This is a genomic window from Geodermatophilus obscurus (assembly GCF_900115395.1).
In the GTDB taxonomy this organism is placed as follows: Bacteria; Actinomycetota; Actinomycetes; order Mycobacteriales; family Geodermatophilaceae; genus Geodermatophilus; species Geodermatophilus obscurus_B.
This window is the reverse complement of the sequence record NZ_FOWE01000010.1, coordinates 228,362-245,461: the sequence shown is the minus strand read 5'-3', so window position 1 is coordinate 245,461 and position 17,100 is coordinate 228,362. Positions and strand designations below refer to the sequence as shown.

Annotated in this window: 21 protein-coding genes and 1 tRNA gene; 12 read left to right on the top strand and 10 right to left on the bottom strand. The window is 75.3% G+C overall.

The features are described 5' to 3' along the window. The first annotated feature begins 55 nt into the window (after positions 1 to 55). Positions 56 to 985, top strand: coding sequence for a proline dehydrogenase family protein (locus BM165_RS19960; protein WP_244274349.1), 930 nt, complete (start codon positions 56 to 58; stop codon positions 983 to 985). 20 nt (positions 986 to 1,005) lie between these two features. After that, complete coding sequence (gene pruA / locus BM165_RS19955) at positions 1,006 to 2,631, top strand: L-glutamate gamma-semialdehyde dehydrogenase (protein WP_075015282.1); 1,626 nt, start codon at positions 1,006 to 1,008, stop codon at positions 2,629 to 2,631. A 143-nt stretch (positions 2,632 to 2,774) separates the two neighbouring features. On the opposite strand, the gene BM165_RS19950 is transcribed toward pruA, so the two are convergent. Then, positions 2,775 to 3,299, bottom strand: coding sequence for a DUF488 domain-containing protein (locus tag BM165_RS19950; RefSeq protein ID WP_075015281.1), 525 nt, complete (start codon positions 3,297 to 3,299; stop codon positions 2,775 to 2,777). 80 nt (positions 3,300 to 3,379) lie between these two features. Between BM165_RS19950 and BM165_RS19945 the strand changes: the two genes are divergently transcribed. Continuing rightward, on the top strand, positions 3,380 to 4,534 hold the full coding sequence (locus tag BM165_RS19945; protein ID WP_075015280.1) for an MFS transporter: 1,155 nt from the start codon (positions 3,380 to 3,382) through the stop codon (positions 4,532 to 4,534). 26 nt (positions 4,535 to 4,560) lie between these two features. Here BM165_RS19945 and BM165_RS19940 read toward each other — a convergent pair whose 3' ends face one another. Beyond that, on the bottom strand, positions 4,561 to 4,992 hold the full coding sequence (locus BM165_RS19940; RefSeq protein ID WP_075015279.1) for an Lrp/AsnC family transcriptional regulator: 432 nt from the start codon (positions 4,990 to 4,992) through the stop codon (positions 4,561 to 4,563). A 103-nt stretch (positions 4,993 to 5,095) separates the two neighbouring features. Between BM165_RS19940 and BM165_RS19935 the strand changes: the two genes are divergently transcribed. Next, positions 5,096 to 6,133: an ornithine cyclodeaminase gene (locus BM165_RS19935; protein ID WP_075015278.1), complete on the top strand. Its 1,038-nt coding sequence runs from the start codon at positions 5,096 to 5,098 to the stop codon at positions 6,131 to 6,133. Further along, on the top strand, positions 6,130 to 7,092 hold the full coding sequence (ctlX, locus tag BM165_RS19930; RefSeq protein ID WP_075015277.1) for a citrulline utilization hydrolase CtlX: 963 nt from the start codon (positions 6,130 to 6,132) through the stop codon (positions 7,090 to 7,092). Before BM165_RS19935 ends, ctlX begins: the two co-directional genes overlap by 4 nt. A gap of 3 nt (positions 7,093 to 7,095) precedes the next feature. Here the strand turns inward: ctlX and BM165_RS19925 are convergent, their stop codons facing one another. The 5 genes from BM165_RS19925 to BM165_RS19905 all read right to left on the bottom strand — a co-directional run bounded on the left by BM165_RS19925 (position 7,096) and on the right by BM165_RS19905 (position 10,911). Continuing rightward, positions 7,096 to 7,488 carry a hypothetical protein gene (locus BM165_RS19925; RefSeq protein WP_083427536.1) on the bottom strand — a complete coding sequence of 131 codons (393 nt, stop codon included), beginning with the start codon at positions 7,486 to 7,488 and terminating at the stop codon, positions 7,096 to 7,098. Positions 7,489 to 7,599: 111 nt separating this feature from the next. Further along, positions 7,600 to 8,418 carry an ABC-2 transporter permease gene (locus BM165_RS19920; RefSeq protein WP_075015276.1) on the bottom strand — a complete coding sequence of 273 codons (819 nt, stop codon included), beginning with the start codon at positions 8,416 to 8,418 and terminating at the stop codon, positions 7,600 to 7,602. Then, the gene (locus tag BM165_RS19915; protein ID WP_075015275.1) at positions 8,415 to 9,335 is read right to left on the bottom strand and encodes an ABC transporter ATP-binding protein; all 921 of its coding nucleotides are present in this window, start codon (positions 9,333 to 9,335) and stop codon (positions 8,415 to 8,417) included. The genes BM165_RS19920 and BM165_RS19915 overlap by 4 nt, the downstream gene beginning before the upstream one ends. Before the next feature lie 127 nt (positions 9,336 to 9,462). Continuing rightward, positions 9,463 to 10,542, bottom strand: a complete 1,080-nt coding sequence (locus BM165_RS19910) for an FAD-dependent oxidoreductase (protein ID WP_075015274.1) — start codon at positions 10,540 to 10,542, stop codon at positions 9,463 to 9,465. 27 nt (positions 10,543 to 10,569) lie between these two features. Then, positions 10,570 to 10,911, bottom strand: a complete 342-nt coding sequence (locus tag BM165_RS19905) for a hypothetical protein (protein ID WP_075015273.1) — start codon at positions 10,909 to 10,911, stop codon at positions 10,570 to 10,572. 114 nt (positions 10,912 to 11,025) lie between these two features. Here BM165_RS19905 and BM165_RS19900 point away from each other — a divergent pair, with 114 nt between their 5' ends. The 3 genes from BM165_RS19900 to BM165_RS19890 all read left to right on the top strand — a co-directional run bounded on the left by BM165_RS19900 (position 11,026) and on the right by BM165_RS19890 (position 13,027). Next, positions 11,026 to 12,165, top strand: a complete 1,140-nt coding sequence (locus BM165_RS19900; protein WP_244274354.1) for a zinc-dependent alcohol dehydrogenase — start codon at positions 11,026 to 11,028, stop codon at positions 12,163 to 12,165. Between the two features lie 10 nt (positions 12,166 to 12,175). Then, a complete protein-coding gene (locus tag BM165_RS19895; protein WP_083427535.1) occupies positions 12,176 to 12,757 on the top strand; it encodes a hypothetical protein in 582 nt (193 codons plus the stop codon). Positions 12,758 to 12,835: 78 nt separating this feature from the next. Continuing rightward, positions 12,836 to 13,027 (top strand): helix-hairpin-helix domain-containing protein, encoded by a 192-nt coding sequence (locus tag BM165_RS19890; RefSeq protein ID WP_075015271.1) that lies wholly within the window; start codon positions 12,836 to 12,838, stop codon positions 13,025 to 13,027. 14 nt (positions 13,028 to 13,041) lie between these two features. On the opposite strand, the gene BM165_RS19885 is transcribed toward BM165_RS19890, so the two are convergent. Beyond that, positions 13,042 to 13,377, bottom strand: a complete 336-nt coding sequence (locus BM165_RS19885) for a YnfA family protein (protein WP_075015270.1) — start codon at positions 13,375 to 13,377, stop codon at positions 13,042 to 13,044. A 91-nt stretch (positions 13,378 to 13,468) separates the two neighbouring features. Further along, a tRNA-Lys gene (locus tag BM165_RS19880) sits at positions 13,469 to 13,541 on the bottom strand. A 172-nt stretch (positions 13,542 to 13,713) separates the two neighbouring features. Between BM165_RS19880 and BM165_RS19875 the strand changes: the two genes are divergently transcribed. From BM165_RS19875 to BM165_RS19860, 4 genes are all read left to right on the top strand, one after another. Further along, on the top strand, positions 13,714 to 14,901 hold the full coding sequence (locus BM165_RS19875) for a L,D-transpeptidase (RefSeq protein ID WP_244274348.1): 1,188 nt from the start codon (positions 13,714 to 13,716) through the stop codon (positions 14,899 to 14,901). Positions 14,902 to 14,962: 61 nt separating this feature from the next. Further along, positions 14,963 to 15,376: a hypothetical protein gene (locus tag BM165_RS19870; RefSeq protein ID WP_075015268.1), complete on the top strand. Its 414-nt coding sequence runs from the start codon at positions 14,963 to 14,965 to the stop codon at positions 15,374 to 15,376. 86 nt (positions 15,377 to 15,462) lie between these two features. Then, on the top strand, positions 15,463 to 16,545 hold the full coding sequence (locus tag BM165_RS19865; protein ID WP_075015267.1) for a WD40/YVTN/BNR-like repeat-containing protein: 1,083 nt from the start codon (positions 15,463 to 15,465) through the stop codon (positions 16,543 to 16,545). Continuing rightward, positions 16,542 to 16,823, top strand: coding sequence for a MoaD/ThiS family protein (locus BM165_RS19860; protein WP_075015317.1), 282 nt, complete (start codon positions 16,542 to 16,544; stop codon positions 16,821 to 16,823). The genes BM165_RS19865 and BM165_RS19860 overlap by 4 nt, the downstream gene beginning before the upstream one ends. 7 nt (positions 16,824 to 16,830) lie before the next feature. Here the strand turns inward: BM165_RS19860 and BM165_RS19855 are convergent, their stop codons facing one another. Next, complete coding sequence (locus BM165_RS19855; protein ID WP_075015266.1) at positions 16,831 to 17,079, bottom strand: hypothetical protein; 249 nt, start codon at positions 17,077 to 17,079, stop codon at positions 16,831 to 16,833. Between the last annotated feature and the right edge of the window lie 21 nt (positions 17,080 to 17,100).

The window sequence follows — 17,100 nt, the reverse complement described above, 5'->3', positions numbered from 1 at the left end:
CGGGCGCTGCCTAGCGTCGGGTGCGGACGCTGGTGTCCGAGACGGAGGTGGACCGGTGCTCTCGACCAAGACCGTGCTGCTGGGGGCCTCGCGGCGCCCGGCGCTGCGCCGTGCGCTGGTGGGCACGCCGGTGACCCGGCAGGTGGTCCAGCGGTTCGTGGCGGGGGAGACCCTGCCCGAGGCGCTCGCCGTCGTCCGGCGGCTGACCGGCGAGGGCATCGCGGTGACCCTCGACCACCTCGGCGAGGGCGTCACCGACCCCGCCGACGCCCGCGCCTCCCGCGACGCCTACCTCGCGCTGCTCGACGGCCTCGCGCCGCTGGAGCTGGGCACCGACGCCGAGGTGTCGGTCAAGCTCTCCGCCTTCGGCCAGGCCCTGCCCGGCGGGCAGGACCTCGCGCTGGAGCTGGTCCGGCCGGTGGTCGAGCGAGCCGCGGCGATCGGCACGACGGTCACCCTCGACATGGAGGAGTCCGCGACCGTCGACTCCACCCTCGCCGTCCTCGCCGAGCTGCGCCGCGACCACCCCGCGACCGGCGCCGTGCTGCAGTCCGCGCTGCGCCGCACCGAGGACGACGCCCGCGCGCTCGCCGTGCCCGGCTCCCGGGTGCGGCTGGTCAAGGGCGCCTACGACGAGCCGGCGTCGGTGGCCTTCCGGGACCGCCGCGACGTCGACGCCGCCTACGCCCGCTGTCTCGGCGTGCTCATGCGCGGGCCCGGGTACCCGATGGTGGGCAGCCACGACCCGGCGATGGTCGGGCTCGCGCAGCGGCTGGCCGCCGAGTACGGCCGGGCGCCCGACTCGTGGGAGGTGCAGATGCTGCACGGCATCCGCCTCGACGAGCAGCGCCGGCTGGCCGCGTCCGGCACCCGGGTGCGCGCCTACGTCCCCTACGGCGTCGACTGGTACGGCTACTTCGTCCGCCGGCTGGCCGAGCGCCCCGCCAACCTGCGCTTCTTCCTGCGCGCCCTCGTCTCCCGCTGACCTCCCTGGAGGAGATCCCCATGGACGGCGTCACCCGCGTCCCCCCGCCGCGCAACGAGCCGGTGCTGACCTACGCGCCCGGCTCACCCGAGCGCGCCGCGCTCGAGACCCGCCTGGCCGAGCTGGCCGCCGACCCGCTCGAGCTGACCCTCACCATCGGCGACAAGCAGCGGATGGCCGGCGGGGAGCGGTTCGACGTCGTCCAGCCGCACCGGCACGCCGCCGTCCTCGGCACCTCGGCGCACTCCACGCACGCCGACGCCGAGGAGGCCGTGGCCACCGCCAAGGCCGCCGCGCCGGCGTGGCAGGACCTGTCCTTCGACGACCGCGCCGCGGTGTTCCTCCGCGCGGCCGAGCTGCTGGCCGGGCCGTGGCGGCAGACCCTCAACGCCGCCACGATGCTCGGGCAGTCGAAGACCGCCCACCAGGCCGAGATCGACTCCGCGTGCGAGCTCGTCGACTTCTGGCGCTGGAACGTGCACTTCGCCCGCGAGATCGTCAGCGCGCAGCCGGAGTCCTCGCCGGGGGTGTGGAACCGCAGCGACCACCGCCCGCTCGAGGGCTTCGTCTACGCCGTCACGCCGTTCAACTTCACCGCGATCGCCGGCAACCTGCCGACCGCGCCCGCGCTCATGGGCAACACCGTCGTCTGGAAGCCCGCGCCGACGCAGCAGTTCGCCGCGCACTTCGTCATGCGGCTGCTGGAGGAGGCCGGGCTGCCGCCGGGTGTGATCACCATGCTGCCCGGCGACGGCATCCCGGTGTCGGAGGTGGTGCTCGCCGACCGCGACCTCGCCGGCATCCACTTCACCGGGTCGACGCCGGTCTTCCAGCACCTGTGGCGCACGGTGGGGGAGAACATCGCGAACTACCGCGGCTACCCGCGGATCGTCGGCGAGACCGGCGGCAAGGACTTCGTCGTCGCCCACCCCTCGGCCGACGTCGACGTCCTGCGCACGGCGCTGGTGCGCGGCGCGTTCGAGTACCAGGGCCAGAAGTGCTCGGCCGCCTCGCGCGCCTACGTGCCGCGGTCGGTGTGGGCCCGCCTGCGCGACGACCTGGTCGACGTCACCGAGTCGCTGACCATGGGCGACGTGACCGACCTGTCGAACTTCATGGGCGCGGTGATCGACCGCAAGAGCTTCTCCAAGCTGTCCGGCGTCATCGACCGCGTCGACGACGACCCCGCGCTGTCGATCGTGGCGGGTGGGCAGAAGGACGACTCCGAGGGCTTCTTCGTCCGGCCGACGGTCATCGAGGGCACCGACCCCGGGCACGAGGTCTTCACCACCGAGTACTTCGGGCCGGTGCTGGCGGTGCACGTCTACGACGACGCCGACTACGACGCGGTGCTCACCCAGATGGAGTCGGCGGCGCCGTACGCGCTGACCGGCGCGGTCATCGCCCAGGACCGGGCGGCCATCGCGCACGCCCAGCGGGTGCTGCGCTTCGCGGCCGGCAACTTCTACGTCAACGACAAGCCGACCGGCGCCGTCGTCGGCCAGCAGCCCTTCGGCGGTGGGCGGGCCTCCGGCACCAACGACAAGGCCGGCGCGGCGCAGAACCTGCAGCGCTGGACGTCGACGCGGTCGATCAAGGAGACGTTCGTCCCGCCGACCGACCACCGCTACCCGCACATGGGCTGAGGCCGCCGCCAGTGCGCAGCACGATCAGGTGACCTGATCGTGCTGCGTCCTGACTCACCGTCGGGAGTGAGCCAGGACGCGCTGCGGTGAGCCAGGACGCGCTGCGGTGAGCCAGGACGCGCTGCGGTGAGCCAGGACGGCGGTCAGCCGGGCCAGCGCACCAGGCCGTCACCACCGAGGACGGCGCCCTCGGACGGGCGGTGCGGTGTGAGCCGGCCGTCGGGCATCAGGTGCGTGACCGGCACCCCGCGGGCGAGGACGGCGACGTCGGCGACGATCCGCCGGTGGCAGCGCCACCACACGCTCTCGCTGCACATCACCGCGACCGTCGCCGGGGCGGCCCCGTCGAGCAGCGCGTCCAGCGCCGCCGCGAACTCCGGCGTCCGGGTGTGCGCGGCGTAGGCGGCGAACTGGGCGACGGTCCACCAGCCGTCCGCGACCGGCTCGCCCGGCGGGAGGCGGCGGCGGCCGCCGAGGCGGGCGTCCCAGCGGTAGCCGATCCCGGCTGCGGGCAGCCACTCCTCGAGCGCCTCGCGGCGGACGTCGGGGTTGCCGCGGCTGCCCGGGAACCGGCGCACGTCGACGACCAGCCCGACGCCGGCCGCGCTCAGCCGGGCGCCGAGGCGGTGGCGGTCGTCGGGTCCGTGGCCGACGGTCAGCAGCGGCACGGGAACGCCCTACCCGCGCCGCGACCGCGGTCACAGGTCATGCTGGTGGGTCGGGCGCCGTGCCCGCGGAGGGGAACGGGATGGTCGAGAGCACGACAGGGGACCGCACGTCGCTGTGGCGGCTGCCGGCGATGCGCGCACTGGTCGGCGCGACGACGCTCGGGTTCGCCAGCTACTGCCTGACCCTCGCCTCGCTCCCCGCGTACGCGGTCGGGGGTGGCGCCTCGCCGGAGACCGCCGGCGTCGTCACCGCCGTCTTCCTCGTCGTCACGATCCTCGTGCAGTCGGTCGTCCCCGCACTGACCGCCCGCTTCGGCCTCGGGGTGGTGCTGGCCGCGGGGCTGCTGCTGCTCGGCGCACCGTCCCCGCTCTACGTCCTCGGCGACGGCGTCCTCTGGTTGTCCGGCGTCTCGGCGGTGCGCGGCGCCGGCTTCGCGGTGCTCACCGTGCTGGGGGCGGTGCTCGCCGCGCAGGTCGCGCCGCCGGAGCGCCGCGGCGAGTCGATCGGGCTGTACGGACTGGCGATCGCCGTGCCCAACCTGCTCGCCGTGCCGGCCGGGGTGGCACTCGTCCTCGACGGGCACCCCGGCTGGCTGGCGTGGCTGGCCGCCTCGCCCGTGCTGGCGTTGCCGCTGGTGCCGGGGCTGGCCCGGTCGGTGCACTGGGAGGGCGGCGCGGGGTCGTCGTCGCGGGCGGCCGCGCGCGCCGCGCTGGCGCCGTCGGCGGTGCTGCTGGTGGTCACCCTCGCCGGCGGCGGCCTGGTCACGTTCCTGCCCATCGAGCGTCCCGACGGCGTCCTGGCCACCACCGCGCTGCTCGTCTTCGGCGTCACCGGCGCGCTCACCCGCTGGCGCGCCGGGCTGCTGGCCGACCGGGTCGGCACCGGCCGTCTGATGCCGCTCGCCCTCCTGCTCGGCGCCCTCGGGCTCGCGGGCGTCGGCGTGGGGCTGGGCACCGGGGACGCCGTCGTCCTGGCCGGGGCGGCGGTGTTCGGCGCCGGCTTCGGCGCGGTGCAGAACCTGACGCTGGTCACGGCGTTCGCGCGAGCCGGGGAGGGCGGGGCGACGGCGGCCAGCGCCCTGTGGAACGCCTCCTTCGACGCCGGCACCGCCGTCGGGGCGCTCGCCCTGGGCCTGGTCGCCGCCGGGGTGGGCCTGTCGTGGACCTACGTCCTCGTCGCCGGCACGCTGCTGGCCGCGCTGCCGCTGGCCCGGGTGGCCACGCGCCCGGCGTGACGCGCCCGGCCTGACGGGCCGGCCGATCAGCGCAGCACGGAGGTCAGCAGCAGGCTGGTCTGGCTGTTGATGATCCCGGGCACCGACCGGATCCGGTTGAGCAGCCGGTCGAAGGTCACCAGGTCGGCGGTGGTGTGCTCGGCCACCAGGTCCCAGGCGCCGTTGGTCGAGTGCATCGACCCGATCTCGGGGAAGCCGCGCAGCCGCCGGATGACGTCGTCGGTCGAGCGTCCCTCGACCTCGATGAGCGAGACGGCCCGCACGCCGCCGGCCGCCGACTCGTCCCGCACGCGCACGGTGAACCCGACGATGACGTCGTCGGCCACGAGCCGGTCGAGGTGGCTGGTGACGGTCGCCCGGGTGACGCCCAGCCGGCGGGCGAGCTCGGCCACGGGGGCGCGGCCGTCCTCGCGGAGGGCGGCGAGCAGCCGCCGGTCGAGGTCGCTGAGGTCGAGCACGTGCAGATCGTAGAACCGAACTGGGCAGAGTGGCTCACCCGCGAGCAGGACGCGCGCTCCCTGCTCATTGTGTGTGCAGATCGCCCAGCCGCATCCTTGGTGCATGACGATGTTCGTGGACGTGCGCAACATGGTCCGCTGGACCGCCGAGACCGGACCCCAGCAGATCATCGACGGGATGTCCCGCTACATCGAGGACGACTTCCGCCGCTGGGAGTCCTTCGACAAGATCGCCCGCGTCGGCAGCCACACGCCCTTCGGCGTCATCGAGCTCATGCCGACCAGCGACGGCGAGACCTACGCGTTCAAGTACGTCAACGGCCACCCGAGCAACCCCGCCCGCGGCTTCCAGACCGTGTCGGCGTTCGGCGCGCTGGCCGACGTGCACAACGGCTACCCGGTGTTCCTCGCCGAGATGACGCTGCTGACCGCCCTGCGCACGGCCGCCATGTCGGCGATGGTCGCCCGCCACCTGGCCCGCCCCGACAGCCGCAGGCTCGCGCTCATCGGAGCCGGCAGCCAGTCGGAGTTCCAGGCCCTGGGCATGCGCGCCGCGCTGGGCATCGAGGACGTCGCGGTGTGGGACACCGACCCCGCCGCCATGGCCAAGCTGGCCCGCAACCTCGAGCCCCTGGGCTTCCGCGTGCACGTCGCCGGCTCGGGCCAGGAGGCCGTCCGCGGCGCCGACGTCGTCACCACCTGCACCGCCGACAAGGCCCGCGCCACCGTCCTGCAGAACGAGTGGATCGAGCCGGGGATGCACCTCAACGCCATCGGCGGCGACTGCCCCGGCAAGACCGAGCTCGACCCGGCGATCCTGCTGCGGGAGGACACCGACGTCTTCGTCGAGTTCCCCCCGCAGACCTGGATCGAGGGCGAGATCCAGGCCATGCCGGCCGACTTCCCGGTCATCGAGCTGTGGGAGGTCGTCTCCGGGCGCCGCCCCGGGCGGACCTCGCCGGAGCAGGTCACCCTGTTCGACTCGGTGGGCTTCGCGATCGAGGACCTGTCCGCACTGCGCTACGTCCGCGACGGCGTGCGGGGCACCCCGTGGGTCGACGACATCGCCCTCGTCGCCGAGCCCGAGGACCCCAAGGACCTCTTCGGCATGGTCGCGGCCTTCAGCCCGATCCCCTCGTGACGGCGCCGGACCACTCCGGCCAGGCACCCGCCGCGGTCGTCCTGGTCCGGCCCCACGCCTTCCGGCCCAACCCGCTCACCCTCGCGGACAACGCCTTCCAGGCGACCGAGGTCGGCCAGGACCCCGCCGTCCTCGCCCGCCGCGCGCACGACGAGGTCACCGCGCTCGCCGACGCCCTCACCGGCGCCGGCGTGCGGGTGCACCTGTTCGACGACCCGGAGCCCGACCGGCCCGACAGCGTCTTCCCGAACAACTGGCTGTCGACCCACGCCGACGGCCGGGTGGCGCTGTTCCCCATGTACGCGGCCAACCGCCGCCGGGAGCGGCGCGGGGACGTCGTCGAGTTCCTCAAGGCCGCCTACCGCGTGCACGAGGTGGTCGACCTGTCCGGCCTCGAGCACGACGGCGTCTTCCTCGAGGGCACCGGCGCGATGGTGCTCGACCACGTCGGCCGGGTGGCCTACGTGGCCCGCTCGCGCCGGGTGGACCCGGTCGCGCTGGACCGCTTCTGCCGCGGGTTCGGGTACGAGGCGGTCGTCTTCGACGCCGTCGACCCGGCCGGCCGCGCGATCTACCACACCAACGTGATGATGAGCGTGGCCGGCGAGTACGCGCTGGTCGGCCTGGACCTCATGCCCTCGGCCGCCGAGCGCGACGAGCTGGTCGACCGGCTGACGGCCGGTGGGCACACCGTGGTGCCGCTGACCGCCCACCAGGTCGCCGAGTTCGCCGGCAACGCCATCGAGGTGCAGGGCGACGACGGCCCGGTGCTGGCGCTGTCGGCCCGGGCGCTGGCCAGCCTGACCGCGGCGCAGCGCCGGGTGGTCGAGGCGTCCGCGCGGCTGCTGCCGGTGGCGGTCCCGACCGTGGAGCTCGCCGGCGGGTCGGTGCGCTGCATGATCGCCGGCGTGCACCTCGAGCCGCGGACCGCCCCGGCGCTCGCGCCCGTCGCGGGCTGACGCTCAGCCGGCGATCCGGTCGGCCGCCGCGCGCAGCGAGCGCAGCAGCAGCAGCTCCTCGGCCGAGCGGCGCAGCCACACGCGCAGCGCGGCGGGGTCGTTGCGGGCGGCGTCGCGGACGGCGCCCAGGTTCAGCCGGCGGGTGTTGGCCTGTGCCCGCTGCGCCGGCGGCAGCCCGCGGCTCTCGGCGTGGGCCAACGCGGTGAGCGCGGCGCCGACGTAGACGAGGTCGCGCACCTCCGCGACGTCGGCGAGGACGGTGTCGGCGCCGGGGCCGTCGCCGGCCTCCAGCAGGCCCACGAGCCGGTCGGCGCGCTCGCGCCCGAGGGCGGCGGGGTCGGAGGCGGCGGGGTCGGAGGGAGTGGGGTCGGCGGCGGCGGGGTCGGGGGAGGTCACCCCACCACTGTGCCCGCTCTGCTCGTCACGGTCGTGTACCCCTACCGGCATGGGAAGCGATCCCCACGTCCCGGGCCCCAGGACGTGGGGATCGCTTCCTGTGCCTCGTGCTCAGGCGTCGCGGCGGAGGAAGACCACCGCGCCGACGGCGAGCAGGACGGCGACCTCGGCGGCGAAGACGGCGAACCCGGGCCACGGCTCGAGCAGCACCGGGTTGAACGTCTCCGGCGTGGCGATCCGCGAGCCGGCGTTGCCCGGCATGAGCTTGGTCAGCCACTCGCCGAGGGCGCCGGGCAGCAGCATGACCAGGTTCCCGACCAGGAACACCAGCGCCAGCACCACCGAGACGACCGCCGCGGTGGAGCGCAGCAGCAGCCCGGCGGCCATCGCGAGCAGGCCGAGCCCGGCCATGTAGAGGCCGCTGCCGAGCAGGGAGCGCAGCATCCCGTCGTCGCCGAGGGAGATGCCGATGCCCTCGGCGGACAGGAAGGCGTTGCCGCCCAGCCAGCCGAGGAACGCGGTCACGACGCCGGCCACGAACAGGACGGAGGCGAGCACCACCGCCTTGGCCACCAGCACGGTGCCGCGGCGGGGGTTGGCGGCCAGGGTCGCACGGATCATGCCGGTGCCGTACTCGCCGGTGACGACGAGCGCGCCGAGCACGACGGCGGTCACCTGCGCGAACAGCAGTCCCCAGGTGATGAAGGCGCCGACCGGCTCACCGGTGCCGCCGGCGGCGAGGTCGGGGGCGACCAGCGCGCACACGAGCGTGGTCAGCCCGGCGCCGAGGGCGACCATCGCGGCCACCGACCAGCCGCTCGAGCGCACCGACCACAGCTTGATCCACTCGGCGTGCACGGCGCGGGGCAGGGTGGCGCCGCCGGGGGGCAGCGGCGCGGTGCGGGGGGCGGTCAGGACGGGAGCGGTCACCGGGACACCTCGGCGGGGTGGGCGGCGGCGAACTCGACGCTGCCGGCGGTCAGGGTCATGAACGCCTCCTCGAGCGAGGAGGTGACGAGGCCGAGCTCGTGGAGCACCAGCCCCCCGGCGGCGGCGAGCTCACCGGTGGTGACGGTGTCGACGCCCTGCACGCGCAGCTCGTCACCGTCGCGCACCACGTCGGCGCCGGAGCGGCGCAGCAGCTCGGCGAGCTGCCCGGGCTGCGGGGTGCGCACCTTCACGTAGGAGGCGGCGTGCTCGGCGATGAACTCGCGGGTCGAGCAGTCGGCGAGGACGCGGCCGCGGCCGATGACGACGAGGTGGTCGGCGGTGAGCGCCATCTCGGCCATCAGGTGGCTGGAGACCAGCACGGTGCGTCCCTCGGCGGCGAGGTCGCGGGCCAGGGTGCGCACCCACCGGATGCCCTCGGGGTCGAGGCCGTTGACCGGCTCGTCGAGGACGACGACCGGCGGGTCGCCGAGCAGCGCGGCGGCGATGCCGAGCCGCTGGCCCATGCCGAGGGAGAAGCGGCCGACCCGCTGGCCGGCGACCGACTCCAGCCCGACCAGCCCGAGCACCTCCTCGACCCGGGCGACGGGGATGCCGTTGCTCGCGGCCATCCAGCGCAGGTGCGCGCGGGCGGTGCGCCCCGGGTGCAGCGCCCGCGCCTCGAGCAGGGCGCCGACCGCGCGCAGCGGGGCGGGGGAGTCGGCGTAGCGGGCGCCGTCGACGGTGACCGTGCCGGAGGTGGGCCGGTCCAGGCCGATGACCATGCGCATCGTCGTGGACTTGCCGGCTCCGTTGGGGCCGAGGAAGCCGGTCACGTGGCCGGGGCGGACGGTGAAGGAGACGCCGTCGACGGCGACCCGGTCGCCGTAGCGCTTGGTGAGGTCGGAGGCGACGATCACGGGGTCACCGCCGGGGAGGGGGGCTGCGAGGTCATGCCGGGAAGCGTCCCGGTGCGGCGGGGTCCGGCACATCGGGGCGATCCCCCGACGCGACCCTGATCCGTCCCCGAGCGTGCGGTCGGGGTGCTCAGGCGGAGCGGGCCAGCCCACCGTCGGCGAGCAGCCGGCGCAGGGTGACCGCCGCGGTCCGCCCGGCCCGGTTGGCGCCGATCGTGCTGGCGCTCGGCCCGTAGCCGACCAGCTGCAGCCGCGGCTCCCCGACGGCGGAGGTGCCCTCGACCGGGATGACGCCGTCGCGGGTGCGCAGCCGCAGCGGCGCCAGGTGGCCGACGGCGGCGCGGAAGCCGGTGGCCCACAGGATCACGTCGGCGGCGACGAACCGGCCGTCGTCCCAGGCGACGCCGTCAGGGGTGATGCGGTCGAACACCGGCAGCCGGGTGAGCACGCCGTCGTCGAGCGCCCGCCGCACCCAGGGGGTGACCACCAGCCCGGTGACGCCGACGACGCTGCCGGGCATGCGGCCGGCGCGGACGGCGGCCTCGACGCGCGCCACCGCCGCGCGGCCCTCCTCCTCGCCGAAGGGACCCTCGCGGAAGACCGGGGGACGGCGGGTCACCCAGGTGGTGCGGGCCACCGGGGCGATCTCCCCGAGCAGCTGCACCGCCGACGCGCCGCCGCCGACGACCACCACGGCGCGACCGGCGAACTCCGCCGCACCGCGGTACTCGACCGTGTGCAGCTGCCGGCCGCGGAAGGTCTCCTGACCCGGGTAGCGGGGCACGAACGGGCGGGTCCAGGTGCCGGTGGCGTTGACGACGCCGCGCGCCCGCCAGGTGCCCACGTCCGCCTCGACGAGGAACCTCCCGTCGCCGGTGCGGCGGACCGCCGACACCCGCACCGGCCGTCGGACGTCGAGGCCGAACCGCCGCTCGTACTCGGCGAAGTAGGCGGGCACCGCGTCGGCGGCGGGCAGGTCCTCCGACGCCGGCGTGAACGGCAGGCCCGGCAGCTCGTGCACCCGGTGGGTCGTCGCGAGGGTCAGCGACCGCCAGCGGTGCTGCCAGGCGCCGCCCGGCGCGGCGTCGGCGTCGAGGACGACGGAGCCGCGGCCGGGTGCGAACCCCTGGCGGGCCAGGTGGTACGCGGCCGACAGGCCGGCCTGGCCCGCACCGATCACCACGACGTCGACGTCCCGCGGGCTGCTCACACCCGCGGAACGCCGCCCCGTCCGTGGCTATGCCGGGGTCAGCCGCTCGAGCTCCGCGCCGGTCAGCCGCACCGAGGTGGTGTCGTAGCCGAACCGGACGACGACCGCGCCGGGCCGGGCCTCGACCAGCCACGCGGTGCGCGCCTCGCCGCCGTCGGCCGGGCGGTACTCCCACCGCTCGGCCAGCAGCGCCAGCCCGCGGCTGCGGAGGAACGCCTCGGCCTCCGCGCGCGTGGCGAACGTCCGCAGCGGGGTGCCGGGGACGGCGTGCGCCACCCACCCCTCGCGGTCGGTGGCAGCGGTCAGGTGTCCGACGAGCTCGCCGTCCTCCGGACGGTGCACCGGCTCGAGCACGGGGGTCGTGGTCATGCGCCCGACGCTAGGGACGTGCACAACCGGTTTCCCCGGCGCGGACGGCGGGCACGGGCCAGGCACCGGCGAGCAGGGCCGGCCCCGCGCAGAGGAGGAGGCGCCGTGCGCGCGATGGTCTACCGCGGTCCGTACAAGGTGCGCGTCGAGGACAAGGACGTCCCGTCGATCGAGCACCCGAACGACGCGATCGTGCGGGTCACGCTGGCCGCCATCTGCGGCTCCGACCTGCACCTCTACCACGGGTTGATGCCGGACACCCGGATCGGGCACACCTTCGGCCACGAGTTCATCGGCGTCGTCGAGCAGGTCGGTCCCTCGGTGCAGAACCTGCAGGTCGGCGACCGGGTGATGGTGCCGTTCAACGTCTTCTGCGGGTCGTGCTGGTACTGCGCCCGCGGCCTGTACTCCAACTGCCACAACGTCAACCCCAACGCGACGGCGGTCGGCGGGATCTACGGCTACTCCCACACCACCGGCGGCTACGACGGCGGCCAGTCCCAGTACGTCCGCGTCCCCTTCGCCGACGTCGGCCCGGTCCGGATCCCCGACTGGATGCACGACGAGGACGCCGTCTGCCTGACCGACGCCGCCGCGACCGGATACTTCGGCGCCCAGCTCGGCGAGATCGCCGAGGGTGACACGGTCGTCGTCCTCGGCGCCGGGCCGGTGGGCCTGGTGGCCGCGCAGTCGGCGTGGCTCATGGGTGCCGGCCGGGTGATCGTGGTCGACCACCTGGCCGAGCGGCTGGAGAAGGCGCGGACCATGGCGTACGCGGAGACGATCGACTACGACGAGGTCGACGACGTCGTCGTCGAGATGAAGAAGCAGACCGACTACCTCGGCGCCGACGTCGTCATCGAGGCGGCCGGCGCGGAGGCCGACGGCAACTTCCTGCAGCAGGTCACCGGCACGAAGCTGAAGCTGCAGGGCGGCTCACCGGTCGCGCTCAACTGGGCCATCGACGGCGTGCGCAAGGGCGGCACCGTCTCGGTGGTCGGCGCCTACGGCCCGATCCCCAACGCGGTGAAGTTCGGCGACGCGCTGAACAAGGGCCTCACCCTGCGGATGAACCAGACGCCGGTGAAGCGGCAGTGGCCGCGGATGTTCGAGCACGTCCGCAACGGCCACCTCACCCCGCGCGAGGTGGTGACGCACCGGTTCCCGCTGGAGGAGATCGCCGAGGCCTACCACGTGTTCTCCGCCAAGCTCGACGGCTGCATCAAGCCGGTCATCGTCCCCGACGCGGCCTGAGGAGGACGACGTGACCGACCCCGACATCCCCAGCGCCTACCTCCGCGACAAGCGCACCCCGCCCCCGAGCCGGGAGGAACTGCGCGCCCGCATCCCCGGCTGGGGAGCCGACCTCGACCCCGCCGACCGGCCGTCGTACCCGAAGCTCCAGTACCCGGCCGACACCGGCGCCCACTGGGACTTCCCGGAGCGACAGCCCGGTAGCGAAGGTCGCGAGCACTCGATCGAGCACGCCTTCGTCACGCCGGTGTTCGGCACGGCGCAGCCGCTGCACGGCCTGTCCGGCGCGATCCGCCGCTACGCCTACGCCCGCTTCAGCGAGGGCCGGCTGGCGCACTGGCTGCTGCTCATCGTGGGTGACCGGGTCGAGGCGTGGGGGAGCACCCTGCGCTCGTTCGCGTCCGGCCGCCCCGTGCCGCCCGCCACCGGCCTCGAGACGGAGTTCACCCGGGGCGGGCTGCGGTCCCGGCGCGGGCGCTCCGACGTCCGGCACCAACTCCTCGACCCGGTGGTGGTCGCGGGGCCGTGGGTCGCCGGGGCCGGGGCGGCGGTCCTCGGCGTCCGGAAGGTGCTCCGCTCCGTCCGCGGCTGAGCGTGTGCGTGGGAGCCGCATCCCGGGTGTCCGGATGCGGCTCCCGCGCACACCGTCGGCGCACTACGGTTCGGTGCCGTGACGCCACTCGACGAGCTGCCCCGGATCGGTGCGCCGGCCACCGGGGCGCTCCGCGGGGCCGGCTACACGCGACTGGACCACCTCGCCGGTGTCCCGCGGGCGTCGCTGGCCGCGCTGCACGGCGTGGGCCCGAAGGCGCTGCGCATGCTCGACGAGGCCTTGGCCGAGCACGGGCTCCGGCTCGGCTGAGCGGCGGGCCGCCGCTACGCCGAGCGGGGCGCGTACATGATCACCGCCACGCCCACCAGGCAGATCAGCGCGCCGACGACGTCGTTGCGGCCGGGCCGGAACCCGTCCACCACCACGCCCCAGGCCAGCGAGCCGGCCACGAAGACGCCACCGTAGGCGGCGAGGACCCGGCCGAAGTCGGCGTCGGGCTGCAGCGTGGCGACGAACCCGTAGGCGCCGAGCGCGAGCACGCCCGACCCGATCCAGAGCCATCCGCGGTGTTCGCGGACGCCCTGCCAGACCAGCCACGCGCCGCCGATCTCGGCGACCGCGGCCAGCAGGAACAGCAGGACCGAGCGGAGGACCGTCATGGCCCGGAGGGTGTCAGCCGCCGGTGTCCGGTCCTGCGCCCACGTGCGACAGCGGCCCCTCCCGGAGGGGAGGGGCCGCTGGAGTGTGCTGTGCGCCATCAGGGACTCGAACCCCGAACCCGCTGATTAAGAGTCAGCTGCTCTGCCAATTGAGCTAATGGCGCGTGTCTCCCGGCTGCCCGGGCTCCGAGGGACGACGATACCAGCGCCCGGCAGGCGCTCGCCGCCGGGGCCGGGACGAGAGACGGTCCTGCTCCGCACGTCCACGTGGACACTGGTCCGGGTGCAGCCGCGCCCGGCCGGGCGCGGGCGGACGGGGTCGAGGGAGCAGTGGGCGTGCGAGGGACAGCGGCTCTGGTGGCGACGGCGGCGTTGCTGCTGGTCAGCGGGTGCACCGGGGGCGGGGAGACCGCGGCGCCGTCCCCGACCGGCACGACCGCGACCACGTCGGCCGACGCCGCCCCGCCGCAGCTGCAGCTCGCGCCGGCCGACGGTGCGGCCGACGTCCCGCCGGCCGGCCCGCTCGAGATCTCCGTCACCGACGGCGAGCTGGCCGACGTCGCCGTGACCGACGACACCGGCGCCGACGTCCCCGGGACGGTGGCCGACGGCGACTCAGCGGGCGCCCGGGTCTGGACGCCGGACGAGGACCTCGCCTACGACACGACCTACACGCTCACCGCCTCCGCCGTGAACGCCGACGACGAGCGGGCCGAGGCCAGCGCCACCTTCACCACCGCCGACCCCGACGCCCTGAGCACCCCCGCGATCGGCCCCCTGGACGGGCAGACGGTCGGCGTCGGCATGCCGATCCGGGTCTACTTCGACCAGCCGGTCACTGACCGGGCCGCCGTCGAGAGCCACCTGGTCGTCACCAGCTCCACTCCCACCGACGGCGTGTGGAGCTGGCTGAGCGACACCGAGGTGCACTTCCGGCCCTCGCAGTACTGGCCGGCCGACACCGACGTGACCCTCGACGCCGACCTCTACGGCGTCCCCTTCGGCGAGGGTGTCTACGGCGAGAAGGACCGCACGGTGTCCTTCTCCGTCGGCGAGCGGCACGTGTCGATCGCCGACGCCGCCACCCACCGGCTGCAGGTCTACGACGGCGACCGGCTGGTGCAGGACTTCCCGATGAGCGCCGGCAGCCCCGAGACCCCGAGCTACAACGGCCCGCACGTGGTGACCGAGCTCAACGCCGAGCGGGTCATGGACTCCAGCACCTACGGCGTCCCGGTCGACAGCCCCGACGGGTACCGGACGCCCGTCCAGTGGGCCGTGCGGCTCTCCGACAGCGGCGAGTTCGTCCACGGCGCCCCCTGGTCGGTGGCGCAGCAGGGCCGGGAGAACGTGTCCCACGGGTGCATCAACCTCTCCACCGAGAACGCCCGCTGGTTCTACGAGTTCTCCCGGCCCGGCGACGTCGTCGAGATCCGCGGCTCCGGCGCCGGCACGCTGACCTCGGACATCGCCGACTGGACGATCCCGTGGGAGGAGTGGCGCGCGGGCAGCGCGCTGAAGTGATCTCCGTTTCCCGACTCGCCGCCCAGGGCACCTCCCGGCTGACTCCGGAAGGGGAGGCGTCGTGGAGACCTGGCTGATCGTCCTCATCGTCGTGGCCGCACTGATCGTGCTGGCGCTGATCGGCCTCGCGCTGGCCAAGCGCCAGCGGGTGGCCGGCGCCAAGCGCCGTGAGCAGCAGCGCGTGCAGGCGCGCGAGCACCTCGAGGAGGCCCGCCTGCGCGGTGCGCAGGCGGAGAAGGAGCAGGCGCTGGCCGAGGAGCAGGCCGCCCGCGCCCGCCGCGAGCGCGCGGAGGTCGAGGAGCGCACCCGCCTCGCCGAGCAGGAGGCACGGCAGCGGGCCGCGTCGGCGAAGGAGCACGCGTCGGCCGCGGAGCGGCTGCGGGCCGAGGCCGAGAAGCTCGCGCCCGGGCTCGCCGACCAGAACGGCCACGCCAAGGTGACCGGCGACGGCCCCGGGGGCGCCACCCGCCGCTGAGCCGGGGGCACCGCTCAGTTCCGGCGGCCGCGGCGGTCACCCCTCCCGGACGGGGCCGGCCGGGCCCCCGGACACCGGAGGCCGCCGTGGCCGACGTGCTCGCCATCGGCACGCGCAAGGGACTGTGGCTGGCCCGCAGCGACGACGACCGCCGCACCTGGCGCCTGGACGGGCCACACCTGGTCGCCCAGGAGGTCGCCGCGGTCGCCGTCGACGTGCGCGGTGCCGCGCCGCGGGTGCTCGCCGGCGTCCAGTACGGGCACTGGGGCCCCACGGTCACCTGGTCCGACGACCTGGGGGCCACCTGGTCGGAGACCGACGAGGGCGCCATCCGCTTCCCGGCCGACACCGGCGCGGCACTGGCCCGGGTCTGGCAGCTGCGTCCCGACGTCGCTGCCCGGCCCGGCGTGGTGTGGGCCGGCTGCGAGCCGCACTCGCTGTGGCGCAGCGACGACGGCGGGGTCAGCTTCACGCTGGTCCGCGGGCTGTGGGACCACCCGCACCGGCCGACCTGGGAGCCCGGGGCCGGCGGCGGTGCCGTGCACACGGTGCTGCCGCACCCGGCCGGCGACCGCGTCGTCGTGGCGATGAGCACCGGCGGCGTCTACGTCAGCGAGGACGGCGCCGGCGGGTGGGAGCCGCGCAACCGCGGCATCACGACGTCGTTCCTGCCCGGGCCGCCGCCGGAGTACGGCCAGTGCGTGCACAAGGTCGCCGTCGACGCCGCCGACCCCGACCGGATGTACGCGCAGAACCACTTCGGCGTCTTCCGCACCGACGACGCCGGCGCGAGCTGGACCTCCATCGCCGAGGGGTTGCCGGCCGACTTCGGCTTCCCGGTGGCCGCCTCGCCGCGGACCCCCGGCACGGCGTGGGTGGTGCCGCTGGTCGCCGACGCCGACCGGACGCCGCCGGGCGGGCGACTGCGGGTGCACCGCACCCGCGACGCCGGCGCGAGCTGGACCGAGGTGGGCGCCGGCCTGCCCGACGCCTCCTGGACCGCGGTGCTGCGCGACGCCGTCTGCGTGGACGACGCCGACCCGACCGGCGTGTACGTGGGCACCCGCGACGGCTGCGTCTGGGCCAGCGCCGACGAGGGGGAGTCCTTCACGCTGGTCGCCGACCACCTGCCCGACGTCCTGTGCGTCCGGACGGGGCGGCTGCCGTGACGGTCGAGGTGCTCCTGCCCGGCGTGCTGGCCGACCTGGTGGGCGGGCGGCGCCGGCTGCTCCTCGAGCCGGGGCCGGGGACGGTGGCCGGGCTGCTCGACACGCTGGCCACCGAGCACCCGGTCCTCGAGCGGCGGATCCGGGACGAGGCCGGCGTGCTGCGCCGGTTCGTCAACGTCTACGTCGACGGCGACGACGTGCGGTTCGTCGACGGCGTGCACACCGCCCTGCGCGACGGCGCCGTCGTCCAGGTGCTGCCGTCGGTGGCGGGCGGCTGAGGAGCGCTCAGAGGCGGGCGAGCTCGGCGCACTCCGGGCACAGCTGCGACTCCTCGTAGCCCTCCGGCGGCCAGACCAGCTGCTCGTCGACGGCGACGTAGGCACCGCACAGCGACTTGCGGCTGCGGCCCTGCACGCGGCCGATCGTGGCGTGCGCCGGGCCGATCTGCCGGGGCTGCAGTCCCTCCGGGGTGCCGACCGAGCCGACCATCACGACGGCGTGGGCGGTCCCGTAGGCGTAGGCGGTCGTCGTCATGGGGCCAGCGTCCCCAGCCGG